We start from the raw sequence: 25,015 nt of genomic DNA on the forward strand, positions 1-25,015 counted from the left end.
AAAAAAGGGCCGCGGGAGGTTCTCCCGCGGCCCTTTTTCGTCGCACTCGATCAGTGGCTGGCCGGAGGCGTCCGGTCATCCTCGGCTACACCGTCATCGAGCCCTAGCCCGACATGGCTGCGCGAGCGGCTATACAGGAAGTAGATCGCCAGCCCGATCGCGCCCCAGCCCGGCAGGACCAGCTTTGCGGTCAGCGGCAACGACAGGTACAGCCCGACGCAACCGATGATCGCGAGCGGCGCAACGATGTACACCGCGGGCGTGCGGAACGGACGCTTGCGTGCCGGATCGGTCTTGCGCAGCACCATCACCGAGATCGCCACCATCATGAACGCGAACAGCGTGCCCGCATTGGAATAATCGGCGAGCTTGCCGACCGGCAGCACTGCCGCCGCGATCGCCGCGGCGATACCCGTCACGATCGTAACGACGTGCGGCGTCCGGAACTTAGGGTGGATCGACGCAAGCTTGGCGGGCAACAAACCGTCGCGTGCCATCGTGAAGAACACGCGAGTCTGGCCGAACATCATCATCAGCACGACCGACGGCAGCGCCAGCACCGCGGCGAGACCGACCAGCCGGCCCATGATCGGCCAGTTGATGACCTGAAGCACGTGAACGAGCGCTTCCTTCGAGCAGACCAGAGGCTCCATCGCGCCCCCTGCGACGATCGCCGCGCAACGCCCAGCCATTTCGGCCGAGCCCGGTGCCAGGATACCGCCCTCGGCGGTCGTCACCGGGTTCGCACCGATCGCACCGATCGCGCCCGACGCGACCAGCAGATAGAACAACGTACAGATGCCGAGGCTGGCGATCAGCCCGATCGGCACGTTGCGCTGCGGATTCTTGGTCTCCTCCGCCGCCGTCGAGACCGCGTCGAAACCGACATAGGCGAAGAAGATCGACGCCGCCGCACCCAGGACGCCGACACCCGACGAACTCAGCGGATTGCCGACGCCGTAGGGCAGGAACGGATGGAAATTGTCGGCCTTCAGAACCGGGATCGTCAACGCGATGAACGCGGTCAACGCGGCGATCTTGATCAGCACCAGCACCGCGTTGACGCGTGCGCTCTCGGTCGTGCCGACCACCAACAGCCACGTGACCAGCGCGATGACGATCACCGCGGGCAGGTTCATGAACCCGCCAACCGTCATTGCGGTCTGCAGATCGGCGTTGGGCGTCGCGCCGAATGCGACCTGGACGTTCGCCATCAGCGCGTCGGCGTTGCGCAACCCATTGGGGATGTGGAAGCCGATCCCGTCGAGCAGCCCGGCCAGATGGTTCGACCACCCGACCGCGACCGCGCTCGCGCCGACCGCATATTCGAGGATCAGCGCCCAGCCGACCATCCAGGCGAGCAGCTCACCCGTCACCGCATAGGTGTAGGTGTAGGCCGAGCCCGACACCGGCACCATCGACGCAAGCTCGGAATAGCAGAGCGCCGCGACCGCGCAGACGAAGCCGGCGACGACGAAGCTCAGCAACATGCCCGGCCCGGCCTTCTGCGCGGCCTCGGACGTCAGCACGAAGATACCCGTGCCGATCACCGCGCCGACGCCCAGCAGGGTCAGCTGAAACGCGCTGAGCGTTCGCGCCAACCCCTTTTTCTCTGCTGTCGCCAGAATGGCATCCAGCGATTTTACGCGACCAAAAATCAACGCGGTGTCCCCCGGGGATAGCGAGGGCCGGGTCAAATGGCCCCCTTTGCTCAAGCGCCCGAGCCTAATGGCAATTTTATTACGCGCAATCCTTTAGTGCGGTGAAGCTGGCCTATCGCGCGAGCATCGGCCCGAGCGGGCGCCCGCCGAAGACATGAACATGCAGATGCGGTACCTCCTGTTGTCCGTCCTGCCCGATATTCGCGAGTAGGCGATAGCCGGGTTCGACGAGGCCCACGGCCCGCGCGACGGTGCCGACCGCGCGGACGAACCCGGCGATCTCGGCGTCGGGTGCGCGCGCGGAGAAATCGTCCCACGAGACATACGCGCCCTTGGGGATCACGAGCAGGTGCGTCGGCGCCTGCGGGTTGATGTCATGAAAGGCGATCGCGAAGTCGTCGTCGTACACCCGCTGCGACGGGATCTCGCCGCGCAGGATCTTCGCGAAGATGTTCTGGTCGTCATAAGGCTGCGTGGCGTCGATCGGCATAGGGCAAACTCCTTTCGCCGTAGCATACCCACTTTCGTCATCCTCGCGAAGGCGGGGATCCATATCCTCGAATCGTCGCAATCTGTTCGCGGCGCCAGCCAGTATGGGTTCCCACCTCCGCGGGCATGACGGATGTGGCGTTTAGTCCGTCCGCCCAGCCTTCTCGACCAGTCCGCCAACACCCTCGCGCCGTTCCAACTCGGCACGCACGTCATCCAAACTCAACCCCGCATCCGCCAGCAACACGGCGAGGTGAAACATCAGGTCCGCCGCTTCCGGCACGATGCTCGCCTCGTCGCCCGAGCACGCTGCGATCACCGTCTCGACGGCTTCCTCGCCGAACTTCTGCGCGATCTTCGGGCGACCCTTGGCGAACAGGCTCGCGGTGTAGCTTGTGTCGGCGGGCGCATCGCGACGCGCGCGGATGGTCGCCTCGAGGCGGTCGAATACGGGGTCCATGCGCGGCGTGCTGGAGCAGGCGCGCAGGCGGGTCAATCCTCCGCGGGCGGTTTGGTCTTCGCGAACCGCTTCCGCAACGCCCGCCGTGCGAGGAACACGCCCATCACCGCGAAGACGAACAGCGCGATGTCCGACAGTTCGGGCCCGGTGCGAGGATGGACGATACCACTATGTCCCGACTGCACCGCGAGAAGGGGCAGGGCGATCATCGGATCAGGCTGACCGAACCGGCGATCGCACAGGAATCCCCGCCGCCGCCAGCGCCGCATGCGCATCGCCGATCGACGCCTGCCCGAAATGGAAGATCGACGCCGCCAGCACTGCGCTCGCATGCCCGTCGCGGATCCCCGCCACCAGATCGTTGAGCCCGCCAACGCCGCCGCTCGCCACCACCGGAACGCTGACCCGGTCGGAAATCGCGCGGATCAGGTCGAGGTCGTAACCACTCCGCGTTCCATCCCGGTCCATCGACGTGACGAGCAACTCGCCCGCCCCCAGTTCGGCAAGCTTCAGCGCATGCGCGATCGCATCGATCCCCGTCGCGCGCCGACCGCCATGCGTGAATACTTCCCAGCCTTCGCCCGACCGTCGCGCATCGACACTCGCGACACAGCACTGGCTGCCGAACCGCTCCGCGATATCCGCGACCAGTTCCGGTCGCTCGACCGCCGCGGAGTTGACTGCCACCTTGTCCGCCCCCGCCAGCAACAGCGCGCGCGCATCGTCCGCCGTCCGCACCCCGCCGCCGACCGTCAACGGCATGAAACACACCGCCGCGGTCCGTCGCACGACGTCAAGGATAGTCCCCCGACCCTCATGGCTCGCACCGATATCGAGGAAACACAATTCATCCGCCCCGGCCGCATCATACGCCCGCGCCTGCTCGACCGGATCGCCGGCGTCGCGCAGTTCGACGAAGTTCACACCTTTCACCACGCGCCCATCGGCAACGTCGAGGCACGGAATGACGCGCGCGCGGACCGTCATGCGCTGCGCCGAAGGTTTTGTTCACCCGGAGACGCGGAGACGCGGAGACGCGGCGGAGCCGCTAAGAAATTTTCGCGCAGAGGCGCAGAGGCGCTGAGAGAGAGGAAGGGAGCAAGGCCTACCTTCTTACTCTCCGCGCCTCTACGCCTCTGCGCGAACAAGTTTCTGCCTGCGGCGCTCGACTTCTCTCCGCGTCTCCGCGTCTCCGCGTGAACCATCATGCGGCCTTAGCCACACTCAATGCCGCCGCGAGATCGAGCCGGCCATCATACAAAGCCCGCCCCGTGATCACGCCTTCGACCCCATCCCGCACATGCAAAGCGAGAACGTGGATCTCGGCAATCCCCTTGACCCCGCCGCTGGCGATCACAGGAATGTCCACCGACCGCGCCAAATCGACCGTAGCCTCGACGTTGCACCCCTTCAGCATCCCGTCGCGCCCGACATCGGTGAACAGCAACGACGCCACCCCCGCATCCTCGAACCGCCGCGCGAGATCGACCGCGCTGGTGGTCGACACGTCCGCCCAGCCCTTGGTCGCGACCATGCCGTCCTTCGCGTCGACCGCAACGACGATCCCGCCGGGGAAATCCTTCGCCACGCCGCGCACAAACTCGGGATCCTCCAGCGCCGCCGTCCCGATCACCACGCGAGACACGCCCAGATCGAACCACCCCTCGACGCTGGCCCGCGTCCGGATCCCGCCACCAAGCTGCACATGCCCCGGAAACCGCGCGACGATCGCCCGCACCGCATCGCCGTTGACCGAAGCCCCCGCAAACGCGCCATCGAGATCTACCACGTGCAGATGCTCCGCGCCCGCGTCGGCAAACAGCATCGCCTGCGCCGCCGGATCGTCGCCGTACACGGTCGCCCGGTCCATATCGCCCTCGGCGAGACGCACCACCTGACCCGCCTTGAGGTCGATCGCGGGAAAAATAATCAGGCTCACGGCCGCCACTCCAGGAAACGTTCGAGCAAGGCCAGGCCGTAGCGCTGGCTCTTCTCGGGATGAAACTGCACGCCGATCATCGTGTCGCGACCAATCGCCGCAGTGACGGGGCCGGCATGATCGGTGGTCGCGAGGACATCGGCGCCTTCGAACGCGAAACTATGCAGGAAATACGCCTCGCCCGGCTCGATCAGCGGATGCGCGACGGAGGGAACGACGTCGTTCCACCCCATATGCGGTACCTTCGCCTCCATCGTCCCCGGCTCCAGCCGCCGCACGCGTCCCGAAACCCAGCCGAGCCCGGCATGAGTCCCCATCTCTTCCCCCGCATCGGCCATCAACTGCATGCCGACGCAGATGCCGAGAAACGGCGTACCCTCGTCGCGAACCCGCCGGTTCACCGCCTCGACCATCCCCGGCACAGCACGCAACGCCGCCGCACAAGCGCCATACGCGCCGACGCCCGGCAGCACGATCCGGTCAGCCTTCGCAACGACGTCAGCGTCGGCAGTGACAACCAGATCGACACACCCAGCCGTCCGCAACGCGTTCTCGACCGAATGGAGATTGCCAGCGCCGTAATCGATCAGCGCGAGCGTCAAATTCCCCTCCCGCTTGCGGGAGGGGTTAGGGGAGGGAGTGACATAGCCGCGGGGCCGACGATCGAGGCCAGGCCCTCCCCCGACCCCTCCCGCAAGCGGGAGGGGAGCATCACAGTATCCCCTTGGTCGACGGAATCGCGTCCGCCTTGCGGGGATCGATCTCGATTGCCGTCCGCAGCGCCCGCGCAACACCCTTGAACGCCGCCTCGGCGATGTGATGGTTGTTGGTCCCGTACAGCGTCTCGACGTGCAGCGTGATGCCCGCCGCCTGCGCGAAACTGTGGAAGAAATGCTCGAACATCTCGGTATCCATCCCGCCCAGGCGCTTTTGCGAGAACAGATCCTTCCACACGAGCCACGGCCGACCGGAAATATCCAGCGCCACCCGCGTCAGCGTCTCGTCCATCGGCGACAATGCATCGCCGTACCGCGCGATGCCGCGTTTATCGCCGAGCGCCTGCGCGAACGCCTGGCCGATCGCGATGCCGGTATCCTCGACAGTGTGATGCTCGTCGATATGCAGATCGCCCTTGGTCCGCACGCGGATGTCGATCAGCGAGTGGCGCGACAATTGTTCGAGCATGTGATCGAAGAAACCGACCCCGGTCTCGACGTCGTACACGCCGGTCCCATCGAGGTTCACGGTGACGTCGATCGCCGTCTCGGCGGTGGAGCGGGTGATCGTGGCGGTGCGCATGCCACCTCCCATAACGTGCGCCACGACGCATGCAATCTTGACCGCCAATCGAATGACGCTACCCAAGGGATATGACCGATGGACTGCCCGATAGCCTGATTCCGTACGACGAGATCGTACAAGAAGCCCTGCGTGCCGTGGTCGGCCGCGTGCTCGGCTCCGTCGCGGAGGCTGGTGGGCTTCCCGGCGAGCATCATTTCTACATCACCTTCAAGACGCAGGCCCCCGGCGTCGACATCCCCAAGCGCCTGATCGAGCGCTTCCCGGACGAGATGACGATCGTCATGCAGAACCGCTACTGGGACCTCATCGTCGACGACGAGCGCTTCTCGATCGGGCTTTCGTTCAATCAGGTGCCCTCGAAACTGGTGATCCCATACTCGGCGATCACCGCGTTCCAGGATCCGGCCGTAAGTTTCGAACTCCGCTTCCAGGCGCAGGAAGGTGCGGAGGACGCGCTAGGCGACCACGACGAAGCGGAAAACGACGGCCCAACGGCTGTGCCGATCGAGGACGGCTCGAACGTAGTCGCGGTGGATTTCAAGCGGAAGAAGTAACCCAAACTCCCTCGCCCCTACGGGGAGAGGGAAGGGGCCCGCGGCACTTGCCGTGGGAAGGGAGAGGGGAGTGAGGCTCGGAACCGAACCCCCAAAAGCCCCTCACCCTTCCGTAGCCTGCGGCTCCTCCCTCCCTCTCCCCGAAGGGGCGAGGGACCCACGCAAGCCCCGGAAGGTTCTCCTCGCATGACCACCCGCACAGAAACCGACACGATCGGCCCGATCGAAGTCCCCGCTGCCGCCTACTGGGGCGCCCAAACCGAACGCTCGATCGAGAACTTCCCCTTCGCCTCCCGCGAACGCATGCCGATCGAGATTGTCCACGCGCTAGCCCTCGTCAAACAAGCCGCCGCCCGCGTAAACCGCAACCACGGCCTCGACGAAACCATCGCCACCGCGATCGACTCCGCCGCGCAGGAAGTCATCGACGGCAAGCTCGACGACCAGTTCCCCCTCGTCATCTGGCAGACCGGCAGCGGCACGCAGTCGAACATGAACGCCAACGAGGTGATCGCCGGCCGCGCGAACGAGGTCCTCACAGGCACCCGCGGCGGCAAGTCCCCCGTCCATCCCAACGACCACGTCAACATGAGCCAGTCGTCCAACGACAGCTTCCCGACCGCACTCCACATCGCCGCCGCGATCGCCACCACGCACCGCCTGATCCCCGCACTCGACACGCTCCACGCTGCGCTCGACGCGAAGGCCAACGCCTGGGACGACATCGTCAAGATCGGCCGCACCCATCTCCAGGACGCGACCCCGCTGACGCTCGGGCAGGAATTCTCCGGCTATGCGAACCAGCTCTACCGCTGCCGTGCCCGCATCGAGCCTGCGATCAGCCACGGCATGGTCATCCTCGCGCAGGGCGGCACCGCAGTCGGTACCGGCCTCAACGCCCCCGCCGGGTTCGGCGACGCGATCGCGCATGAACTGGCGGCAATCACCGGCCTGCCGTTCGTCAGCGCGCGCAACAAGTTCGAGGCGCTCGCGTCGAACGATCCGCTCGTCCACCTCTCGGGCACGCTCAACACGCTGGCGGTCGCGCTCACCAAGATCGCCAACGACATCCGCCTGCTAGGTTCCGGCCCCCGCTGCGGCTTCGGCGAGATTGATCTCCCCGCGAACGAGCCCGGCAGCTCGATCATGCCCGGCAAGGTGAATCCAACGCAGTGCGAGATGCTGACGATGGTCGCCGGCCAGGTGATGGGCAACCACGTCGCGGTCACCGTCGGCGGAATGCAGGGCCATCTCGAATTGAACGTCTTCAAGCCGCTGATCGGCGCCAACGTGCTGCGCTCGATCGACCTGCTCGCCACCGCGATGGAAGGGTTCGCGGAACGCTGCGTCGACGGCATCGAACCCAATCGCGGGCGTATCGCCGAACTGCTCGACCGTTCGCTGATGCTGGTAACGGCGTTGGCGCCCGAGATTGGCTACGACGCCGCCGCAAAGATCGCCAAATACGCGCATGCCGAAGGACTGACACTGAAGGAGGCGGGCCTCGCGCTAGGCCTCGTCGACGCTGAAACCTTCGACCGCGTCGTCAAACCCGAATCGATGCTCGGCCGCTAACCTTCCGTTCTCCTGCGAACGCAGGAGCCCAGGATACCAGGCACACCGTCCACGTCCCAAATCCGTTCGTGCTGAGCGAAGTCGAAGCACCCCCGCTTGGGGCATACCCTTCGACTTCGCTCAGGGCGAACGGGAGGGGTGGGGCGCCCGCCGGCAACTCAGCCGGGAACCCAAACGCCCCTCGCGCGCTAACCCGCCACACGGACAGGAGAAATTACGTGGGCGCAACGACCATAGGCGCGCTGATCGGCGCAGGCATCGACTCGCTCAGCGGCGACGACGGCAACGCGGACGGCGCAATCATCGGTGCGATCACCGCCAACGTACTCAAGGTCGTCGTGCCGCTAGCCGTGACCTACGCGATCGGCTGGGCAGTGCTGCGTGGTGCAGCGGAACTCAAGGACCAGGTTTTCGGGGATTCAGAAGCATGATCGGACGTATTATCAGTGCATTGGTCGGCCGCGAGATGGGCCGTCGCGACGGTTCGGGCGGCGCCTCGGGTGCAGTAAAGGGCGTGGTGGCGATGGGCCTGATGCGCCGCATGGGCCCACTCGGCATGATCCTCGGCGGCGGTTACGCAGCGAAGAAGGCCTATGATCGCAACAAGGCCCGCAAGGCCGGCTATTAATCCACCTTCGTAATACCACGCGCGGGCCGCGCATGGGTTGACGCCCATATGCGGTCCGCGGCAAGGGCGCGCATGCCCCACACACTTCCGTCCGACCCGCATGGTTTCCGTCGTCGCGGAGTCCTGTTCGTCCTGTCCTCGCCGTCCGGTGCCGGCAAGTCGACGATCGCGCGCAGATTGCTCGCGGACGAGCACGAACTCGAGATGTCTGTCTCGGTTACGACCCGGTCGATGCGACCCGGCGAAGTCGATGGGAAAGATTACCATTTCACCGACCTCGAGGGCTTTCGCGACATGGTCGCGAAGGACGAGTTCCTCGAATGGGCGCACGTCTTCAACCACCGCTACGGCACCCCGCGCGCGCAGGTCGAGGAATTGCTGGCGGCCGGCAAGGATGTGCTGTTCGACATCGACTGGCAGGGCGCCCAACAGCTGTTCCAGATCGCCGGCGGCGACGTCGTCCGCGTCTTCATCTTCCCGCCGTCAATGGAAGAACTCCATCGCCGCCTCACCAGCCGCGGCACCGATTCGGAAGAAGTGATCGAAGCCCGTATGTCGCGCGCGGCGAACGAGGTCAGCCACTGGGACGGCTATGACTACGTGCTGGTCAATGACGATGTCGACAGTTGCATCCGCGGCGTGAAGACGATCCTGGCCGCGGAGCGTCTCAAGCGCTCGCGCCAGACCGGCCTGATCGGCTTCATCCGCAGGCTGACGCGGTAACCGCCCGTCATCCTGACGAAAGTCAGGATCCAGAGCCAAGAGCGCCAGCGTCCGTGGCTCTGGATCCTGGGTCGAGCCCAGGATGACGATGCGTCAGAGCAACCCCAGGAACTCTACCCCGACCCCAAACTCCTTGCGCTTCAACTCGCGCAACTGAGTCGCCTGCCAGTCCTCGCCCCACATCTCGACCGACCAGTCCTCGTCGATCCCCGCCGCTGCCCAGGCCGCATCCGCATCGATCTCGCCCTCGATTAGCGCCAGCCCGATCACCAGCGACCCGGTCAGCGTCACCACCGGTGACAACCCCGCCAGCCGAAAATCGTCATACGCCGCCACCGCCTCATGCAGCCGCGCGATCGTCGCGTCCGGTTGCGCGACGTGCATCACGCCGGTGGTGACCGCGAACGTCACGTCATATCGCCCCCGCGCCCACGCCAGCAGCGGATCCCAGGACGCCGCCTGCCGCTCGACCAGCAGCGGCGGCCCCTCCGCGCGGTAACAGAGCAGGTCGCTCTCGCCATACGCCGCCAGCCGCGCGGCGAACTGCGCAGGATCGTTCGCGATCGGATCGGTCGCCGCGTTCGCCAAGCCCGTCAGCGGCATCGTCCGCGGATCGATCGTCTCGCCAACCGCGCGCCATTCCTCCGCGACCGCCTCGGCCAGCGCATCGCTCGGCAACGCCAGCGGCCGCCGCCCGGGCGTTCGCACCGGCTTGCCATCGAGCGTCACCACCCGATCCGCATCGATCGCGACGTCTTTCCAGAACCGCTTCATGCGCCCATTCCGTTCATTCAGGCGTGCTCCGCCAGCGATGCGCGAGACTGCGCGGCACGATCGCGATCATCGCCATCGCCGACAGCACGATCGCCGTCCCGAGGATCTTCGGCGCCCAGCCATGCGCGCGCGCGATCAGGATCAGCCCCAGCAGTGCGCCCGCGACTCCTGCCAGTCGCACGCCGACCAGCACGAACCAGCGCCGCTGTGCCAGCTTGTCGGCATCGGTCATGGCCGAGCCACCATGTGCAGCAGATCCGGCACGACCGCCGCAACGACATCCGCCCCCGCATCGGAAAGCTCATGCACGTCGTGATACCCCCACGCGACCCCGACGGCTCGCACACCGGCCGCGCGGGCCATCGCCATGTCGAAGCTCGTATCGCCGATCATCGCGGTCGTCTCCACGGCAGCGCCAGCCTCCGCAATCGCCGCGAGCAACATCGCTGGATCTGGCTTCGACGGGTGCCGATCCGCGGTCTGCAACGTCACGAACCGCTCGGTGATCCCGTGCGCGGCAAGGATATGCGCGAGCCCGCGATCGGACTTCCCCGTCGCCACGCCGAGCGCCCAGCCGTCATCGGCAAGCGTCCCCAGCACCCCGGCAATCCCCTCGAACAGCGGTTCGTCCGCCAGCTCGCCACTCGCGCGCATCGCATGGAACGCGTTCTTGTAGTCGGTGGCGAGCGACCGGTGCAGCGCGTCGTCCGCTTCCGGCAGCAACACCTGCATCGCCTCTACGAGACTAAGGCCGACGATCCGCCGAATGTCCGCGCGCGGCGGCGGGATCAACCCGGCGCCCTCGAACGCACGCTCGCACGCGACGCAGATATTGGCCTGGCTGTCGACGAGCGTCCCGTCGCAATCGAACACGGCAAGACGGATCATGAAATTTTCCAACGCATCGCCGCCTCGTAGATCACGCGTGCACGCGAGGGAACGCCAAACCGGAACGCGCTCGCTTGCGAACGGTTCGTATCGGATAGCTCTGGAGACACAACGATGGCGCACGCACAGACCGACACCCCGAACATCTGGGCCGCCGCCGCTGCGGGTCTGGTTGCAGGTCTCGCCGCCTCGTTCGTGATGGACCGCTTCCAGGCTGGAGTCGCCGCGCTGTCCTCGTCGGAGAGCGATGCCGAGCCTGCGACGGAGAAGGCGGCGGACAAGGTGTCGCAAATGGTGGTCGGCCACGACATTCCCGACGATCGCAAGCCGCTTGCAGGGCAGGTCGTGCATTATGCACTCGGGGCAGGGCTGGGGATCGCCTACGCGGTGGCGGCGGAATACCGGCCGGCGGTCACCGCTGGCTACGGCACCGCGTTCGCTGCGGCGACGACGGCGTTACTCGATGAGGCGGCGGTGCCGGCGGTGGGTCTCGGCGATACGCCGTGGAACACCGCGCCGACGACACATCTGTATAGCGCGGCGTCGCATATCGTGTTCGGGACGGTGACGGAGGGTGTGCGGCGGTTGCTGATGGGGTGGCTGAAGTAGGGCGTTAACTGCGCTCACCTAGTTCCCCCGCGAAGGCGGGGGCTCGGGAATCAAGCAGCGTTACGATAGTGGCCCCTGAACCCCCGCCTTCGAGGGGGAATGCAATGCGCGGAGAAGCTAGCGCTAACCAAATGCCCCACCCCGGCGAAGGCCGGGGCCCAGTTGGAAAGGTGGCAATAATGAAGCGCCGCCCTTCGTTAGCAACGTCCCCCAACTGGGCCCCGGCCTCCGCCGGGGTGGCGCAATATGGTTAGATCTGAGCGCCCAGTCTGACCAATTCTCCCTCTCCCCTCAGGGGAGAGGGAAGGGGCCCGCGGCCACTTGGCCGTGGGAAGGGTGAGGGCACGCGTCAGCCTACGAGCATCAACTACCGAGTCCCAGGCCCACTTCGAGGCCCAGGCTTCCCAGCCCCACCCGGACGCCCACGCCCAGCCGGCTTGGCCCCCTCAACCCGAGGCCCGCTCCGCGGCGCTCCGAACTTCGACCCAGCCCCAGTCCGAGGCCCACCCGTCTTCGGCGCAGGCTTGCCCGTCGCCTTCTCCTCGACAACCCCACGCCCACGCCGCTCACCCTTACGGTCTTTCCGCACCGACTTCGCATGCGCCTTGGCCCGCGACTTCATCTGCTCGCGCGTCGGCGCGGTCTTCTCGTCGAGCACCAGGTCGTCGCCCAGCTTCTCCTCGAAACCCAATTGCTTGAGGCTCTCGGCGAAATGCGTCGGCAGTTCCGCGGTTACGTCGATCGACCCGCCATCCGGATGATCCACCTTGATCCGCCGCGCGTGCAGATGCATCTTCCGCGAGATCCCGCCGGTCAGGAACGCAGCGGCGCCGCCGTACTTCCCATCACCGACGATAGGATGCCCGATCGCCGCCATATGCACGCGCAACTGATGTGTCCGCCCGGTAAACGGCTGCAACTCGACCCATGCCGCACGGTTGCCCGCGCGCTCGATCACGCGGTAGCGCGTCCGCGCCGGTGCACCCTCGGCCTCGTCGACGTGCATCTTTTCGCCGCCGGTGCCCGGCTGCTTCGCGATCGGCAGCTCGATCATGCCGTCCTCGATCGACGGCACGTCCACCACCAGCGCCCAATAGACTTTCCGCGCCGTCCGCCCCGAAAACGCCTTCGCGAAGAACGCCGCCGCGCGCGACGTCCGCGCCACCAGCAGCGCGCCGGACGTGTCCTTGTCGAGTCGGTGGACCAGCTTCGGCCGCCCCTCGTTATCGTACTGCAACCCGTCGAGCAGCCCGTCGACATGCTGCGTCGTCTTGGTGCCGCCCTGCGTGGCGAGACCTGGCGGCTTGTTCAGCACGAACGCCTGGAAATCCTTGTGGATGACCATCGACTGCGCGAGTTCGGTCTCCTCGTCCGACAGGATCACGCGTTCGCGGACGCGCCGGGGCTTGTCCACGTCCGCGGTGGCCTTGTCGGCTTCGGGCGGCGGCACGCGGAGCATCTGGCCTGCCGCGATCCGGTCGCCCGGCGTAGCACGCGCGCCGTCGACGCGGAGCTGCCCGGTGCGCGCCCACATCGCCACCGTCGTGAAGCTCGTGTCGGGCAGATGCCGCTTGAACCACCGGTCAAGCCGGATGCCGTCATCGTCGAACCCGACGTTGAACTCGCGGAAACCCGTATCGCTATCGCTTTTGCCCGCAGTCATGCGACGGCCCTTACTGCGGAGAGACCCGCGAACAACGCGGCGACCGAACCGATCACCGACACCAAAACATACCCGAACGCGACGCCGATCGCGCCTCGCTCGATCATCGTGACGACGTCCAGCGAGAATGCTGAGAACGTCGTGAATCCCCCCAATACGCCTACGCCAAGCAACAGCCGCCACGTTTCCGACGCGGTATTGCGGGCGAGTACGCCAACCAGCACCCCCATCAGCAACCCACCGATCAGATTCACGGCCAGCGTACCAAAGGGATAGTCAGCGCCGAGCAACGACAGCATCGCGCGGCCAGTCAGATAGCGCGCGCCGGACCCGACCGCACCACCGACCATGACATAGAGAAGGGGAAGCATTCTCGCGCCCTAGCGTGAATCGGGCAAAACGGAAAGGTGGGGTTGGCTAGGGTGGAGTAGATGCTCGCCAAAGGGTTCAACCCAAAGCTTGTTTCCCCGCGAAGGCGGGGACCCAGTCTGGGCTCCCGCCTTCGCGGGAGAACAAGGAGAGGAGGGTGACGTCACCCTACATCCCACCACCCCGGCGAAGGCCGGGGCCCAATTGGAAAGGTCGCAGTAACGAAGGGCGGCGCTCAATTAGCAACGTTTCCCAATTGGGCCCCGGCCTCCGCCGGGGTGGTGCACCTATCGCAACACCTCACCGCCCAGCGTTGGAAACCAAATCCACATCGCTCCCGCCACCAGCCCTTGCCGTCACATACATCACATAAGCGTCGTTCCCCCGAACCCCGCCCAGCACATGCTGCTTGCCGTCCGTACTATGCCCAGCCGAATACCCAGCGGCGCTAGCCTTCGTGAAATACCAGTCGAGCATCTTCTGCATCGGCGCAGCGCTGGCAAAACTCACCACGCGCAACCGACACCCGTCCCGATCCGCCCCCGCAGCCTCGGTCAGCCGCGCCGCCGGATACAGCGGCAGGTCCGCCGGCAACCGGTTCGCCCACCCCGCCGAATACCCAATCTTCTGCGCGCAAGCCGCAGCATTCGGCGTCGTCTGCCGCTCCGCCAGCGCCCCCAGCGTCAGCGCGCCGTTCGCGGTCTTGCACTCCGGACAGTCGTTAGACGCTGCTGGCGCACGCTTGAGAGTCCGCGGATCGACCGGATCCGCCTTGAGCGGACCTTCCGGCGGCACCGCGCCGCTATCCGGCCGGGGCGGCGGCCGCACCGCGTCGGTATTCGACGACTGTGCCAGCCGGGGATCGACCATGATCTGCCCCCCCAACGACGACGTCAGCGCCGGATCGCGCACCGCGCCGTTGGTCAGCTCGGCATCGAGGCTGTTGAGATCCTGCTGGTCGGTCGACGACCGTCCGCACGCGGCCAGCGCAAGCGGCAAAAGGATCAGGGCGGGGCGCAGGGGAAAACTCATCACGGACATCCTATGCGCGCCCTCCGATGAAGAAAACGTTTTCCACACACCCTCGATCCTCCCCCGCTAGGGGGAGGTGGCTGGCGCTTGCCAGACGGAGGGGGAGGCACGCGGCAACGACTGTTTCGTATCCTCCCCCTCCGTCACCTTCGGTGCCACCTCCCCCTGGCGGGGGAGGATCGTAAGGATCCGCCAAGTCTTGCTCGAACCGGTCCGACTCGCCATGTTCACCCCATGCTGAACATCGTCTCGATCCTCATCGGCCTCGTCACCCTGGTGCTTGGCCTCGTCGCGTTCATCCCGTTGCTTGGCTGGATGAACTGGCTCGTCATCCCGATCGGCATCGTTGGGGCCGCGGTCGGCGCGCTGTCATCGAGCAGCGGCGGCCGCAACCTCAACATCGTGCTGATCATCATCTTCGCGCTCCGCCTCAGCCTCGGCGGCGGGATCATCTGACGCAAGAAGGGCCCGGCGTTTCCACCGGGCCCTCCTGATTGCGAAACGTACCCGCTATTATGCGGCGAGGTTGTGCTCCAGCGTGATCTCGGCGTTGAGCACCTTCGACACCGGGCAGTTCGCCTTGGCGTCCGCGGCGATCGCCTCGAACTCTTCCTTCGAGATGCCGTCGACCTTGGCGTTCAGCGTCAGCGCCGACTTGGTGATCTTGAACCCGTCGCCATCCTTGTCGAGCGTAACCTTGGCGGACGTCTCGAGCGTGCCGGCCTCATACCCCTTGCCAGCGAGCGCAAAGCCCAGAGCCATGGTGAAACACGATGCATGCGCGGCCGCGATCAGCTCTTCGGGATTGGTGCCGGGCTCGTTCTCGAACCGCGTGTTGAAGCCGTACGGGCTATCGGACAGCACGCCCGACTGGGTCGAGACATGGCCCTTGCCGCTCTTGCCGAGGCCTTCATATTTTGCCGAACCGCTGCGTGTGGTCATCGTTTTGATCCTTTATCGGACAAGAAAAAAGGCGCCGCGGTTTCCCACGACGCCCTTCCACAACGCGCAACTACCGAAATAGCGGCATTGATTTAGCCGATGAGTGTCAGCGGCAACGACGGTTGTTGTTGCTCGTGCCCTTGTCGATCGCGCGACCGGCGAGACCACCGAGAACCGCGCCGCCCAGCGTGCCGACCGTGCGGTCGCCACGGGTGTCGACCGTGCGGCCGAGGAGCGCGCCGCCGACGCCGCCGATGATCGTGCCGGTCGTGCCGTTGTTCTTCTTGCAATAGACCCGGCCGTCACGACCACGCCATTCGCGACGATCGCGCGCATCTGCGGCCGACACGGGAACGAGGACGGTCGGCAGGACCATTGCGCTGAGGCCCATGGCCAGAACGAACTTACGCATGATGTAACTCCCTAGTGAATTGATCTGCTGGTATAACGAAGCCGCTATAGCGCCAGTTGCATGAACCAAAAACAACACCGCGTTCATGCTGGCGTTCATCTTCGGGACCGGCATCGGGGCGTTGCTATCAACAGCCGACGGGCATCATTCCGCGGTCCCGCTTTACGCTGGATGGCAGGCCGGTTACGCCGCCGCGATGTTGCCCGTGCCCTTGCCCGTCGAGATCCTGCCCGTTGCCGCGCCCTGGTTCGACTTGGCCGGGCTCGCCGTGTTCGCAGCCTCGGGGGCGCTCGCCGCGGCCAAGCGCGGCCAGACGTTCGTGACGCTCGTGTTCTTCGGGCTGATCACCGGCGTCGGCGGCGGCACGGTACGCGACCTGCTGATCGGCGCACCGGTGTTCTGGGTGCATGACGCGCGTGCTGCCAGCGTGTGCCTCGGCGTGGCGCTGCTGATCTGGGTAACGCCCGAGCGATGGTGGAAGGACGAGGCGCTTGGCTGGTTCGACGCGGTCGGGCTCGCGGCGTACGCGGTGTACGGCGCGGCGAAGGCGCTCGGCTACGGCGTACCACCGGTGCCGGCGGCGCTGATGGGGGTGATGACCGCCTGCGTCGGCGGCATCATCCGCGACGTGCTGGCGGGCGAGCCGTCTATCTTGATGCGACCGGAGCTGTACGTGACCGCGGCGGCTTTGGCGGCGGCGAGTTATGTGGGGCTGGTGTTGCTGGGCGTGCCGCTCGCCTTGGCGGCGGTGATCGCGGCGAGTGCCGGCTTCACGCTCAGGGCGGCCGCCATCCGCTTTCATCTAGCGCTGCCTGCGTACGGTGGACGGCGCTAACTCACCAAGTTTGCCGCGCAATAACCTTGTGTCCCCGCGAAGGCGGGGACCCAGTCTGGGCTCCCGCCTTCGCGGGAGAACAAGGATGGGCGGGCCGGTGGTTGGGCTTGAGCCAACGGTCCGATCTTACTCGATCCAATCTTGCGCGCCTGATCTCTACTTGTCGAGAGCGACGCGCTCCAACACAGTAACCACCCCGGCGAAGGCCGGGGCCCAGTTGGAAAGGTTGGAGTAACGGAGCGCAGCGCACGTCAGCGACGTTCCCCAACTGGGCCCCGGCCTTCGCCGGGGTGGTGGCCTCCGCCAGGGTGCGCCACTCCGACTACGGTCAATGCCACCCCAAGAAAGGCTTCACCCCCGCACCACCCCGACATTCGCAAACCGCTTCGGCTCCACCGGCGGCACCGCAGGCTCGTTCAACTCACACTGCCAATGCCCGACATCGATCCACTGCCCGTTCTTGTACCCGACCTCCCGGTACACCCCGGCCCGCCGAAACCCGACCGCCTCATGCAGCTTGATCGACGAATCGTTCGGCAACGCGATCGCCCCGATCGCCTGCGTAAACTCCTGCGCGCGCAGCGTATCGATCAGCGCCTCGTACAACAGCCGCCCCGCGCCCTGGCGCTGCGCCGCATCCGCGACATAGATCGTCGTCTCGCACGCGAACCGGTACGCCTCGCGCTTGTGGAACGCCGACGCATAAGCGTAGGCCAGCACGCCACCCTCGGAGCCAATCGTCGCCACCAGCCACGGGTACAGCCCGTCCGACGCCGCCATCCGCGCGCGCATCTGCCGCGCATCCGGCGCTTCGGTCTCGAACGACACCGTCCCGACCAGCACGTGCGGCGCATAGATCGCCGCGATCGACGCGGCATCCTCGGGCACCGCCGCCCGAATGACGATCCCGCCCCCATTGCCCGAAGCGGGGATCGCCATCAGAATCCGATCCGCGCCAGCAGCATATCGAGCAGCTTGGCATCGCCGATACCCGCGCTCGTCGGTCCCATCCCGCCGCACTCCAGGCAGCGCGCCTGGATCGACCCCGAGGTCGCTAGCCGCTTCATGTCACCCACGGCGCGCGCAAGCATCTGGCGCCGGTCCGCCGCGACGTGCGCGAATGCATCGCCGCCACCCGCATCATCGTCGCCATCATTGCCGAAATCCTGCGCGATCGTCGCGAGGAAGCCCGGCTTCTTCTCCAGATACTCGGCATGCACCTTGGCCGGATCGAGCTTGGCGCGCTTGGCGGCCTCGTCGATCGCGTCCTGCAACGTGCCGAACCGGTCGACGAGCCCGATCTGGCGCGCGGTGCCGCCATCCCAGACGCGGCCCTGGCCGATCTCGTCGACCCGCGCCGGTGTCATCTTCCGCGATGCCGCCACGCGCGACACGAACTGGCGATAGCCGTTCTCGATCCCCGCCTGCGCGATCGCGTCGAACATCGGCGTGGTGCCGCCGGTGATGTCGGGCTGGCCCGACAGCGGCGTGGTCTTCACGCCGTCGCTGGTCACGCCGATCTTGGCGAGCGCGTTCTCGAAGGTCGGGATCACCCCGAAGATACCGATCGAGCCGGTGATCGTGCCGGGCTCGGCAAAGATCACGTCGGCCGGCGTCGACACCCAGTACCCGCCGCTAGCCGCGAGCCCGCCCATCGACACGACGACGGGCAATTTCTGCCGCTTGGCTTCGAGGATCGCGAGCCGGATCTGCTCCGATGCCATCACCGATCCACCCGGCGAATCGACGCGCACGACGAGCGCCTTCAAAGTCTTCTTGGCGAGCCCGTCGAGCACCGCCTTCTCGATCGTCTTGCCCGCCGCCTTGCCGGGGCCGCTCTCGCCGTCGACGATCTCGCCGGCGATCGTCAGCACGCCGATCGAGTCGCCCGCGGTGGGGAGAGGGTTCGCCTTCACCCACGCGTCGTACTTGATCGCGGTGTAGTTGCCCGCCGGCTTGGTGGCGTCGCTGCCAGCATACTCAGCCACGCGCCGCCCGAAACTGGTGCGATCGCCGAGCTTGTCGACGATGCCCGCGCGCAGGTTCGCCTCGGCGATGTTGCCGTTCGAGGCGAGGATCACCTTGTCGGGTGCGGTCATGAACTGCGCGATCTGCGCCTTGGGGCGTGCTTTCGCGACGGCCTCGCGCCACTGCGCGAACAGCGTGCCGTACAGCGCAGTGCTGGCGGCGCGCGCGTCGTCGCTCTGGTCTGCCCGCGTGTAGGGCTCGACGAACGACTTGTAGCGGCCGACGCGGTAGACGTGCGCGTTGACGCCGAGCTTGTCGATCAGGCCCTTGTAATAGAGCTGATTGCCGCCCGGCCCCATGAAGACCGTCCCGCCCAGCGGGTTGACCCAGATCTCGGTCGCGTTCGCCGCGAGGCGATAGCCGCCATCGGTGTACGCGGTCGCATAGGCCAGCACCGGTTTGCCGCTCGCACGCACCCGCGCCAGCGCATCGCCGACCTCGGCGAGGGCTGCCGGATACGCGCCGCCGAAGCTGTCGAGATCGAGCACGACCACTTTCACGCGCGCATCGGTGCGTGCGGTATCGATCGAACGGACCACGTCGCGCAGGCGAAACTGCCGAGTCCGGCTCTGCCCCGAGAGTGCGGCGAACGCGGCCTGCTCCTCGGGCTGCTCGACGATCGAACCGTTGAGGTCGAGCACCAGCGCGCCATCCTTGATCGCCGTCGTGCTCTGCCGCGCATTGAGCGCCGCGAAAATCAGCCCGAAGAACAACAGCATCGCGATCAGGACGAGCGCGTCCTTGATCGCCACGAGGAACTTCCACACGCCCCGTACGAGCCGCCATTTCCGCCGCGGCGGGCGGGCGGGGTCGACATAGGAGGGGGCGTAGGACGGCGCAGCGGTATCGGTCATGGGACGAGAGCTAGAGCATGCGCGGACCGAGGTAAATGCCCTGTATTACGCGTCCAACACAGACCGACCGTCTTCGTCATGCCGGGCTTGTTCCGGCATCCACGGTTCCTCAAACTCACCGGCCGCTGATCCGCGGCACGGTGGACCCCGGAACAAGCCCGGGGTGACGGAGTGGTCGGCGAGTGCGCACTCCAATCCCACCACCCCGGCGAAGGCCGGGGCCCAGTTGGGGAACGTCGCAAACGGAGCGGAGCGTTCCGTTACAACGACCTTGCCAACTGGGCCCCGGCCTCCGCCGGGGTGGTGTTTCGGGCAAACACGCGCAGGTGCCCGAATACCACGCCCGCCCGAAAAAATTTCACCCCCGGAACCTTTGACATGCCGCACCCCGAGGCACATATGCCGTCCGTTGGCACTCGATAACCTCGAGTGCCAGAAATCTGTCACAATCCAAAAGGACATGGACCCCATGAACTTTCGTCCGTTGCATGATCGCGTGCTGGTGAAGCGCCTCGAAGCCGAAGAGAAGACGGCTGGCGGCATCATCATCCCCGACACCGCCAAGGAAAAGCCGCAGGAAGGCGAAGTCGTCGCCATCGGCACCGGCACCCGCGCCGAGAACGGCACGATCACCCCGCTCGACGTCAAGACCGGCGACAAGATCCTGTTCGGCAAATGGTCGGGCACCGAGGTCAAGGTCGACGGCGAAGACCTTCTGATCATGAAGGAATCTGACATCCTCGGGATCGTCGGCTGACTTTAGCCGGGTTACCTGGCCAAGTTGCCGGGGTGTAACCTTATCGTGACTTTTCAACTTATACGAAAGGGCAGCTGACATGGCTTCCAAGGACGTAAAATTCGGTCGTGACGCGCGTGAGCGCATCCTCCGCGGCGTCGACATTCTCGCCGACGCGGTCAAGGTGACCTTGGGCCCCAAGGGCCGCAACGTCGTCATCGACAAGAGCTTCGGCGCACCGCGCATCACCAAGGACGGCGTCACCGTCGCCAAGGAGATCGAGCTCAAGGACAAGTTCGAGAACATGGGTGCGCAGATGCTGCGCGAAGTGGCCTCGAAGACCAACGACATCGCCGGCGACGGCACGACCACTGCAACGGTTCTGGCGCAGGCCATCGTTCGCGAGGGCATGAAGTCGGTCGCAGCGGGCATGAACCCGATGGACCTGAAGCGCGGCATCGATCTGGCCGTCATCAAGGTCGTCGAGGACGTCAAGGCGCGTTCGAAGCCGGTTTCGGGTTCGAAGGAAGTGGCGCAGGTCGGTATCATCTCGGCAAACGGCGACCGTGAAGTCGGCGAGAAGATTGCCGAAGCCATGGAGAAGGTCGGCAAGGAAGGCGTGATCACCGTCGAGGAAGCGAAGGGTCTCGAATTCGAGCTCGACGTCGTCGAGGGCATGCAGTTCGACCGCGGCTATCTGTCGCCGTACTTCATCACCAACCCCGAGAAGATGACCGTCGAGCTTCAGGATCCCTACATCCTGATCCACGAGAAGAAGCTTTCGAACCTGCAGGCGATGCTCCCGATCCTGGAAGCCGTCGTCCAGTCGGGTCGTCCGCTCCTGATCATCGCCGAGGACATCGAGGGTGAGGCTCTGGCCACGCTCGTCGTCAACAAGCTGCGCGGCGGCCTGAAGGTCGCAGCGGTCAAGGCACCGGGCTTCGGCGATCGTCGCAAGGCGATGCTCGAGGACATCGCGATCCTGACCAAGGGCGAGATGATCTCGGAAGACCTCGGCATCAAGCTCGAGACCGTCACGCTCGGCATGCTCGGCACCGCCAAGCGCGTCACGATCGACAAGGACAACACCGTCATCGTCGACGGTGCCGGCGATCACGACACGATCAAGGGCCGCACCGAAGCGATCCGCCAGCAGATCGAGAACACGACCAGCGACTACGACAAGGAGAAGCTCCAGGAGCGTCTTGCCAAGCTTGCCGGCGGCGTTGCCGTGATCAAGGTCGGTGGTTCTTCGGAAGTTGAAGTCAAGGAGCGCAAGGACCGCGTCGACGACGCGCTGCACGCAACCCGTGCAGCTGTCGAAGAAGGCATCGTCCCCGGCGGCGGTACGGCTCTGCTGTACGCAACCAAGGCTCTCGACGGCCTCGAAGGCGCAAACGACGACCAGACTCGCGGTATCGACATCGTCCGCAAGTCGCTGACGGCTCTGGTTCGCCAGATCGCACAGAACGCCGGTCATGACGGTGCGGTTGTTTCGGGCAAGCTGCTCGACGGCAACGACACGTCGATCGGCTTCAACGCCGCGACCGACACCTACGAGAACCTGGTGGAAGCCGGCGTGATCGATCCGACCAAGGTCGTCCGCACCGCGCTGCAGAACGCAGCATCGGTCGCAGGCCTCCTGATCACGACCGAAGCGGCCGTGAGCGAAATGGCCGAAGACAAGCCCGCCATGCCCATGGGCGGCGGCGGCATGGGCGGCATGGGCGGCATGGACTTCTGATCCGCAGGGTGGTGGCCGTAGCCAATCTGGCTACGGACTCGCCCAAGGACGGCCGGCGGGTCGGCGGCGCAAGCCACCGATCCCGTCCGACGAAAGCAGCGGCTTCGCCGCTGCTCGGTTCCAAGCCAAACACCGACCAAAGCAAAGGGCCGGGGAGCAATCCCCGGCCCTTTGTTTGTCTACCCAACCAGCGTATGTCTCCGACATGGCGAGCGACCCGCACTACCGGCTGCTGACAGCCGAGGAATTCCTCCAGATCGATTTCGGCGCCGACATGAAGGCCGAACTCGACAACGGCGTCATCCGCATGATGGCCGGCGGCACACGCGATTATTCTCGCGTGCAAGTGAATCTGACCGCGTTCGTCCGTTCTGCTCTACGCGGCTCGGGCTGCACACCTTACGGCTCCGACATGGCGGTCCGCACGCAGGACCGGTCGGTGCGCTATCCCGATCTCACCATCGATTGCGGCGCACCCTGCGACCGGCCGGACGATCTGACCCTGTCCGATCCGCGCGTCATCATCGAGGTTCTGTCTCCCTCGACCCGGCACTTCGATTTGACCATCAAGAGAGACGAATACCGCGCGATCGATTCCGTCGACACGTTAGCGTTCGTCGACGTCGATGCCGAAGCGTTGTCGGTTCACCAGCGGATCGCGGGCGGCTGGATCGAGACAGTGTTCTCGACCTCGCTGGACTTGGTCATTCCCTCGCTCGACCTTACGATCCCTCACACCGAGATCTTCGCTCGCGACTAAACCCGCTACTTCGCTGCCGCCGCTTCGTCCGCCGCGATCTGGTCCAGCGCCCGCCACACCACCGGCGCGATGTGGCTCAAGTCGAAGCTGTGATACGCCTCCCCATCGACCGGCACGACCAACGCCTTGCCGCCAGCCGCGGCGCGCAACCGCTCCGCCGCCGCGAACGGCACGACTTCGTCCTTGCGACCGTGCATCAGCAGCACCGGCACCGTGACCCGTCGGATCGCTGCGACGTTGTCGAACGCGTCCGCGTAAAACGTCCGCGTCACGCCGGGAACGAACCGCGCAAACGAGTCGAACGCCCCCAGCGTCACGACGCCGTCGATGTCCGTCCCCGTCGACGCATCGGCCGCGACGCGCAGCGCGACCGCCGCACCGAGACCGTCGCCGAAGACGAACCGCTTGCCGTCTGGCACGAGCTGCTTCGCCAGATCCACGAACGCGCGGCCATCCTGGTACAGTCCACGTTCGTCCGGGACGCCCGGATTATCGCCATAGCCGCGATACGACGCGACGAGCACGCCGCGGCCGTCACGGGCGAAGGCCTGAGCGGCCTTTGCCGCGATGTCGCGATTGCCCGCGCGTCCTGGAACGTAGATCAGCACCGCGCCGCCCGGTGTTTCCGGCGGCCAGAACCAGCCTTGCAAATGCACGCCGTCCGCCGCGACCGCTTCGACCAGCCTCGGCGTCCGTCCGATCCATGTCGGCGTCGCCGCGAGCGGGGCAGGCTGGTACAGCGAACGGCCAACCGGATTGACGCAACCGGCGAGCACCGTGGACAGAATCAATGCCCCAATCGGTAAGAATCCGATCCGCCGCGGGCGTTGCTGTCCTCCCCCGCGCAGGGCCAGCCTCGCGTTCGCCGCAACATTGATCATCGCATCCTCTCTATTTGTGCGGATACTAAGATCTGCGCCTCGCTCGTACATCGGAAATTCTTTCCAATTCAAAGGTTTGTAATTCAGTTTCCTGGAGCCGCACGCGAATGGTGCAACCGTCATAGGTTCACGCTACCATCACGCCATGACCGTAGGACGCATCGATCAGTTGACCGAAGCCCAACGCACCTGCCTCCGGCTCGTACTGACCCATCACAACTCGAAGGAGATCGCGCTGATCGTCGGCGTGTCGCCGTCCGCGATCGACAAGCGGGTCGAGCGTGCGATCCAGATTCTAGGCGTCGGCACGCGGTTCGAGGCGGCGCGTCGATTGCAAGACCATGAGCGTGAGGGGGCGAACGATGTCCTGCTCGCTCGCGACCGTCCTGCGTCCGACACTGGCGCCCTTGCCAAGCCGGCATCACCTGCCGAACCGGCCGCCGTATACGAACGGCTACCATCCGAACCACTCGACGTTCCCTTCACGCCACCCAAGCGAGCAAGCAGCGATCAGATCGAGCCGTGGGGGTTTGTTCGCCGCTTCCTCGGGCTATCCGGTGGCAGCGGATCGACGGGGGTGGCGCGCAATCGGTTTTCGATCGGCGACAGGATATTTCGACTGCTCGCACTCATGGGACTGATCGCCGTCACGTCGATGGCGGTCGTCAACATGGCGATGACGTTGACGACGCTGTTGCGATCGAACCGAGACCAGAGCGCTCCCGTACACGGCACCGCAACGTCGGTGCATAGGGGAGGAATTTCGATGTTGAGAGAACGCCGCCGCGCTGCCGACAGGGTAGCCAATGACTTTCTCGAGGCAGAGGCCGCGGTCGACAAGGCAGCGATGCTCACAGCTTCGTGCATGGCGACGCTGATGCAGCAGCGCGTCGCTGCGAACCTGCCGCTCGGCACGGGTGCCGCCGCGTTGCAGATGGTATCGCAGGCGTCGTTCGAGATGGTCGCCGTTCGGCAGCGCTTCATCGAAGCACACCGTGCGCTGGTCGATGTCCGAACCGAGATCGGCCTCGGCCAGTTCTACGGTTATGGCGACACCGCGGAATGCCCGCCGAACGAGGGCACGCTGCGGCTTGCGACCGAATTCGACTCCCCGGCCCACTTGGCCCCGGTCCATCTGGCCGCGGTCGCCTGAACGA

At 65.8% G+C, this 25,015-nt stretch carries 31 protein-coding genes; 12 read left to right on the forward strand and 19 right to left on the reverse strand.

The window, feature by feature from the left end:
• Positions 1-50: 50 nt before the first annotated feature.
• From AC1ME3_RS08720 to hisB, 8 genes are all read right to left on the reverse strand, one after another.
• A complete protein-coding gene (locus AC1ME3_RS08720) occupies positions 51-1,661 on the reverse strand; it encodes an amino acid permease (protein WP_480955661.1) in 1,611 nt (536 codons plus the stop codon).
• Positions 1,662-1,773: 112 nt separating this feature from the next.
• Entirely contained in the window at positions 1,774-2,151 is a 378-nt protein-coding gene (locus tag AC1ME3_RS08725; RefSeq protein ID WP_480955662.1) for a histidine triad nucleotide-binding protein, read from the reverse strand.
• Between the two features lie 141 nt (positions 2,152-2,292).
• Complete coding sequence (locus AC1ME3_RS08730; RefSeq protein ID WP_480955663.1) at positions 2,293-2,610, reverse strand: phosphoribosyl-ATP diphosphatase; 318 nt, start codon at positions 2,608-2,610, stop codon at positions 2,293-2,295.
• Between the two features lie 32 nt (positions 2,611-2,642).
• Positions 2,643-2,819, reverse strand: a complete 177-nt coding sequence (locus tag AC1ME3_RS08735) for a hypothetical protein (RefSeq protein WP_480955664.1) — start codon at positions 2,817-2,819, stop codon at positions 2,643-2,645.
• A 4-nt stretch (positions 2,820-2,823) separates the two neighbouring features.
• Positions 2,824-3,597 carry an imidazole glycerol phosphate synthase subunit HisF gene (gene hisF, locus AC1ME3_RS08740; protein WP_480955665.1) on the reverse strand — a complete coding sequence of 258 codons (774 nt, stop codon included), beginning with the start codon at positions 3,595-3,597 and terminating at the stop codon, positions 2,824-2,826.
• A 217-nt stretch (positions 3,598-3,814) separates the two neighbouring features.
• The gene (gene hisA / locus AC1ME3_RS08745) at positions 3,815-4,549 is read right to left on the reverse strand and encodes a 1-(5-phosphoribosyl)-5-[(5-phosphoribosylamino)methylideneamino]imidazole-4-carboxamide isomerase (RefSeq protein WP_480955666.1); all 735 of its coding nucleotides are present in this window, start codon (positions 4,547-4,549) and stop codon (positions 3,815-3,817) included.
• Positions 4,546-5,151, reverse strand: a complete 606-nt coding sequence (hisH, locus tag AC1ME3_RS08750; RefSeq protein ID WP_480955667.1) for an imidazole glycerol phosphate synthase subunit HisH — start codon at positions 5,149-5,151, stop codon at positions 4,546-4,548. Before hisH ends, hisA begins: the two co-directional genes overlap by 4 nt.
• Positions 5,152-5,260: 109 nt before the next feature.
• A complete protein-coding gene (gene hisB / locus AC1ME3_RS08755; protein WP_056052090.1) occupies positions 5,261-5,848 on the reverse strand; it encodes an imidazoleglycerol-phosphate dehydratase HisB in 588 nt (195 codons plus the stop codon).
• A 71-nt stretch (positions 5,849-5,919) separates the two neighbouring features.
• On the opposite strand from hisB, the gene AC1ME3_RS08760 reads away from it, so the two are divergent.
• From AC1ME3_RS08760 to gmk, 5 genes are all read left to right on the forward strand, one after another.
• Positions 5,920-6,405 (forward strand): SspB family protein, encoded by a 486-nt coding sequence (locus AC1ME3_RS08760; protein ID WP_056489744.1) that lies wholly within the window; start codon positions 5,920-5,922, stop codon positions 6,403-6,405.
• A gap of 186 nt (positions 6,406-6,591) precedes the next feature.
• Positions 6,592-7,980 carry a class II fumarate hydratase gene (gene fumC, locus AC1ME3_RS08765; protein WP_480955668.1) on the forward strand — a complete coding sequence of 463 codons (1,389 nt, stop codon included), beginning with the start codon at positions 6,592-6,594 and terminating at the stop codon, positions 7,978-7,980.
• 218 nt (positions 7,981-8,198) lie between these two features.
• A complete protein-coding gene (locus AC1ME3_RS08770; protein WP_480955669.1) occupies positions 8,199-8,411 on the forward strand; it encodes a hypothetical protein in 213 nt (70 codons plus the stop codon).
• A complete protein-coding gene (locus AC1ME3_RS08775; RefSeq protein ID WP_056052077.1) occupies positions 8,408-8,608 on the forward strand; it encodes a hypothetical protein in 201 nt (66 codons plus the stop codon). Before AC1ME3_RS08770 ends, AC1ME3_RS08775 begins: the two co-directional genes overlap by 4 nt.
• A 72-nt stretch (positions 8,609-8,680) precedes the next feature.
• Entirely contained in the window at positions 8,681-9,331 is a 651-nt protein-coding gene (gene gmk, locus AC1ME3_RS08780) for a guanylate kinase (protein WP_132896004.1), read from the forward strand.
• Between the two features lie 93 nt (positions 9,332-9,424).
• On the opposite strand, the gene AC1ME3_RS08785 is transcribed toward gmk, so the two are convergent.
• Genes AC1ME3_RS08785 through AC1ME3_RS08795 form a run of 3 tightly spaced genes read right to left on the reverse strand, consistent with a single transcriptional unit; the run spans position 9,425 to position 10,993 of the window.
• A complete protein-coding gene (locus AC1ME3_RS08785; protein WP_480955670.1) occupies positions 9,425-10,105 on the reverse strand; it encodes an ATP12 family chaperone protein in 681 nt (226 codons plus the stop codon).
• A 13-nt stretch (positions 10,106-10,118) separates the two neighbouring features.
• Complete coding sequence (locus AC1ME3_RS08790) at positions 10,119-10,337, reverse strand: hypothetical protein (RefSeq protein WP_480955671.1); 219 nt, start codon at positions 10,335-10,337, stop codon at positions 10,119-10,121.
• Positions 10,334-10,993 carry an HAD-IA family hydrolase gene (locus tag AC1ME3_RS08795; RefSeq protein WP_480955672.1) on the reverse strand — a complete coding sequence of 220 codons (660 nt, stop codon included), beginning with the start codon at positions 10,991-10,993 and terminating at the stop codon, positions 10,334-10,336. The genes AC1ME3_RS08790 and AC1ME3_RS08795 overlap by 4 nt, the downstream gene beginning before the upstream one ends.
• Positions 10,994-11,107: 114 nt before the next feature.
• Between AC1ME3_RS08795 and AC1ME3_RS08800 the strand changes: the two genes are divergently transcribed.
• On the forward strand, positions 11,108-11,602 hold the full coding sequence (locus AC1ME3_RS08800; protein ID WP_480955673.1) for a DUF1440 domain-containing protein: 495 nt from the start codon (positions 11,108-11,110) through the stop codon (positions 11,600-11,602).
• 367 nt (positions 11,603-11,969) lie between these two features.
• Here the strand turns inward: AC1ME3_RS08800 and AC1ME3_RS08805 are convergent, their stop codons facing one another.
• From AC1ME3_RS08805 to AC1ME3_RS08815, 3 genes are all read right to left on the reverse strand, one after another.
• Positions 11,970-13,265 carry an RluA family pseudouridine synthase gene (locus AC1ME3_RS08805; RefSeq protein ID WP_480955674.1) on the reverse strand — a complete coding sequence of 432 codons (1,296 nt, stop codon included), beginning with the start codon at positions 13,263-13,265 and terminating at the stop codon, positions 11,970-11,972.
• The gene (crcB, locus tag AC1ME3_RS08810) at positions 13,262-13,636 is read right to left on the reverse strand and encodes a fluoride efflux transporter CrcB (RefSeq protein ID WP_056065663.1); all 375 of its coding nucleotides are present in this window, start codon (positions 13,634-13,636) and stop codon (positions 13,262-13,264) included. The genes AC1ME3_RS08805 and crcB overlap by 4 nt, the downstream gene beginning before the upstream one ends.
• Before the next feature lie 298 nt (positions 13,637-13,934).
• The gene (locus AC1ME3_RS08815; RefSeq protein WP_480955675.1) at positions 13,935-14,666 is read right to left on the reverse strand and encodes a hypothetical protein; all 732 of its coding nucleotides are present in this window, start codon (positions 14,664-14,666) and stop codon (positions 13,935-13,937) included.
• Between the two features lie 234 nt (positions 14,667-14,900).
• Here AC1ME3_RS08815 and AC1ME3_RS08820 point away from each other — a divergent pair, with 234 nt between their 5' ends.
• The gene (locus tag AC1ME3_RS08820; protein ID WP_056052052.1) at positions 14,901-15,122 is read left to right on the forward strand and encodes a hypothetical protein; all 222 of its coding nucleotides are present in this window, start codon (positions 14,901-14,903) and stop codon (positions 15,120-15,122) included.
• Between the two features lie 57 nt (positions 15,123-15,179).
• Here AC1ME3_RS08820 and AC1ME3_RS08825 read toward each other — a convergent pair whose 3' ends face one another.
• Positions 15,180-15,608, reverse strand: a complete 429-nt coding sequence (locus AC1ME3_RS08825; protein ID WP_480955676.1) for an OsmC family protein — start codon at positions 15,606-15,608, stop codon at positions 15,180-15,182.
• Between the two features lie 106 nt (positions 15,609-15,714).
• Positions 15,715-16,020, reverse strand: coding sequence for a glycine zipper 2TM domain-containing protein (locus AC1ME3_RS08830; protein WP_056489725.1), 306 nt, complete (start codon positions 16,018-16,020; stop codon positions 15,715-15,717).
• 196 nt (positions 16,021-16,216) lie between these two features.
• Between AC1ME3_RS08830 and AC1ME3_RS08835 the strand changes: the two genes are divergently transcribed.
• The gene (locus AC1ME3_RS08835) at positions 16,217-16,855 is read left to right on the forward strand and encodes a trimeric intracellular cation channel family protein (protein ID WP_056066054.1); all 639 of its coding nucleotides are present in this window, start codon (positions 16,217-16,219) and stop codon (positions 16,853-16,855) included.
• A gap of 351 nt (positions 16,856-17,206) precedes the next feature.
• Here the strand turns inward: AC1ME3_RS08835 and AC1ME3_RS08840 are convergent, their stop codons facing one another.
• Together AC1ME3_RS08840 and sppA are read right to left on the reverse strand one after the other, a co-directional pair.
• Positions 17,207-17,794 (reverse strand): N-acetyltransferase family protein, encoded by a 588-nt coding sequence (locus AC1ME3_RS08840; RefSeq protein WP_480955677.1) that lies wholly within the window; start codon positions 17,792-17,794, stop codon positions 17,207-17,209.
• A complete protein-coding gene (gene sppA, locus AC1ME3_RS08845) occupies positions 17,794-19,737 on the reverse strand; it encodes a signal peptide peptidase SppA (protein ID WP_480955678.1) in 1,944 nt (647 codons plus the stop codon). Before sppA ends, AC1ME3_RS08840 begins: the two co-directional genes overlap by 1 nt.
• A 469-nt stretch (positions 19,738-20,206) precedes the next feature.
• On the opposite strand from sppA, the gene groES reads away from it, so the two are divergent.
• The 3 genes from groES to AC1ME3_RS08860 all read left to right on the forward strand — a co-directional run bounded on the left by groES (position 20,207) and on the right by AC1ME3_RS08860 (position 22,977).
• A complete protein-coding gene (gene groES, locus AC1ME3_RS08850) occupies positions 20,207-20,494 on the forward strand; it encodes a co-chaperone GroES (protein ID WP_056052039.1) in 288 nt (95 codons plus the stop codon).
• A gap of 79 nt (positions 20,495-20,573) precedes the next feature.
• Positions 20,574-22,217 (forward strand): chaperonin GroEL, encoded by a 1,644-nt coding sequence (gene groL, locus AC1ME3_RS08855; protein ID WP_056065680.1) that lies wholly within the window; start codon positions 20,574-20,576, stop codon positions 22,215-22,217.
• Between the two features lie 175 nt (positions 22,218-22,392).
• Positions 22,393-22,977 carry a Uma2 family endonuclease gene (locus AC1ME3_RS08860; protein WP_480955679.1) on the forward strand — a complete coding sequence of 195 codons (585 nt, stop codon included), beginning with the start codon at positions 22,393-22,395 and terminating at the stop codon, positions 22,975-22,977.
• 5 nt (positions 22,978-22,982) lie between these two features.
• On the opposite strand, the gene AC1ME3_RS08865 is transcribed toward AC1ME3_RS08860, so the two are convergent.
• On the reverse strand, positions 22,983-23,768 hold the full coding sequence (locus AC1ME3_RS08865) for an alpha/beta hydrolase (protein WP_480955680.1): 786 nt from the start codon (positions 23,766-23,768) through the stop codon (positions 22,983-22,985).
• Positions 23,769-24,003: 235 nt separating this feature from the next.
• Here AC1ME3_RS08865 and AC1ME3_RS08870 point away from each other — a divergent pair, with 235 nt between their 5' ends.
• Entirely contained in the window at positions 24,004-25,011 is a 1,008-nt protein-coding gene (locus AC1ME3_RS08870; RefSeq protein ID WP_480955681.1) for a sigma factor-like helix-turn-helix DNA-binding protein, read from the forward strand.
• Positions 25,012-25,015 lie beyond the last annotated feature (4 nt).

Source organism: Sphingomonas sp. BL2 (genome assembly GCF_056680015.1).

Excerpts from the sequence above, each read along its gene's own strand:
- sppA (WP_480955678.1), bottom strand. The coding sequence starts at position 19,737 with ATGACCGATACCGCTGCGCCGTCCTACGCCCCCTCCTATGTCGACCCC.
- groL (WP_056065680.1), top strand. The coding sequence starts at position 20,574 with ATGGCTTCCAAGGACGTAAAATTCGGTCGTGACGCGCGTGAGCGCATC.
- AC1ME3_RS08825 (WP_480955676.1), bottom strand. The coding sequence starts at position 15,608 with ATGACCACACGCAGCGGTTCGGCAAAATATGAAGGCCTCGGCAAGAGC.
- AC1ME3_RS08730 (WP_480955663.1), bottom strand. The coding sequence starts at position 2,610 with ATGGACCCCGTATTCGACCGCCTCGAGGCGACCATCCGCGCGCGTCGC.
- AC1ME3_RS08820 (WP_056052052.1), top strand. The coding sequence starts at position 14,901 with ATGCTGAACATCGTCTCGATCCTCATCGGCCTCGTCACCCTGGTGCTT.
- AC1ME3_RS08760 (WP_056489744.1), top strand. The coding sequence starts at position 5,920 with ATGACCGATGGACTGCCCGATAGCCTGATTCCGTACGACGAGATCGTA.
- groES (WP_056052039.1), top strand. The coding sequence starts at position 20,207 with ATGAACTTTCGTCCGTTGCATGATCGCGTGCTGGTGAAGCGCCTCGAA.
- AC1ME3_RS08835 (WP_056066054.1), top strand. The coding sequence starts at position 16,217 with ATGTTGCCCGTGCCCTTGCCCGTCGAGATCCTGCCCGTTGCCGCGCCC.
- fumC (WP_480955668.1), top strand. The coding sequence starts at position 6,592 with ATGACCACCCGCACAGAAACCGACACGATCGGCCCGATCGAAGTCCCC.
- AC1ME3_RS08815 (WP_480955675.1), bottom strand. The coding sequence starts at position 14,666 with ATGAGTTTTCCCCTGCGCCCCGCCCTGATCCTTTTGCCGCTTGCGCTG.
- AC1ME3_RS08840 (WP_480955677.1), bottom strand. The coding sequence starts at position 17,794 with ATGGCGATCCCCGCTTCGGGCAATGGGGGCGGGATCGTCATTCGGGCG.
- gmk (WP_132896004.1), top strand. The coding sequence starts at position 8,681 with ATGCCCCACACACTTCCGTCCGACCCGCATGGTTTCCGTCGTCGCGGA.
- hisF (WP_480955665.1), bottom strand. The coding sequence starts at position 3,597 with ATGACGGTCCGCGCGCGCGTCATTCCGTGCCTCGACGTTGCCGATGGG.
- AC1ME3_RS08805 (WP_480955674.1), bottom strand. The coding sequence starts at position 13,265 with ATGACTGCGGGCAAAAGCGATAGCGATACGGGTTTCCGCGAGTTCAAC.
- AC1ME3_RS08735 (WP_480955664.1), bottom strand. The coding sequence starts at position 2,819 with ATGATCGCCCTGCCCCTTCTCGCGGTGCAGTCGGGACATAGTGGTATC.
- AC1ME3_RS08830 (WP_056489725.1), bottom strand. The coding sequence starts at position 16,020 with ATGCGTAAGTTCGTTCTGGCCATGGGCCTCAGCGCAATGGTCCTGCCG.
- AC1ME3_RS08870 (WP_480955681.1), top strand. The coding sequence starts at position 24,004 with ATGACCGTAGGACGCATCGATCAGTTGACCGAAGCCCAACGCACCTGC.
- hisB (WP_056052090.1), bottom strand. The coding sequence starts at position 5,848 with ATGCGCACCGCCACGATCACCCGCTCCACCGCCGAGACGGCGATCGAC.
- AC1ME3_RS08790 (WP_480955671.1), bottom strand. The coding sequence starts at position 10,337 with ATGACCGATGCCGACAAGCTGGCACAGCGGCGCTGGTTCGTGCTGGTC.
- crcB (WP_056065663.1), bottom strand. The coding sequence starts at position 13,636 with ATGCTTCCCCTTCTCTATGTCATGGTCGGTGGTGCGGTCGGGTCCGGC.
- AC1ME3_RS08725 (WP_480955662.1), bottom strand. The coding sequence starts at position 2,151 with ATGCCGATCGACGCCACGCAGCCTTATGACGACCAGAACATCTTCGCG.
- AC1ME3_RS08785 (WP_480955670.1), bottom strand. The coding sequence starts at position 10,105 with ATGAAGCGGTTCTGGAAAGACGTCGCGATCGATGCGGATCGGGTGGTG.
- AC1ME3_RS08795 (WP_480955672.1), bottom strand. The coding sequence starts at position 10,993 with ATGATCCGTCTTGCCGTGTTCGATTGCGACGGGACGCTCGTCGACAGC.
- AC1ME3_RS08800 (WP_480955673.1), top strand. The coding sequence starts at position 11,108 with ATGGCGCACGCACAGACCGACACCCCGAACATCTGGGCCGCCGCCGCT.
- AC1ME3_RS08775 (WP_056052077.1), top strand. The coding sequence starts at position 8,408 with ATGATCGGACGTATTATCAGTGCATTGGTCGGCCGCGAGATGGGCCGT.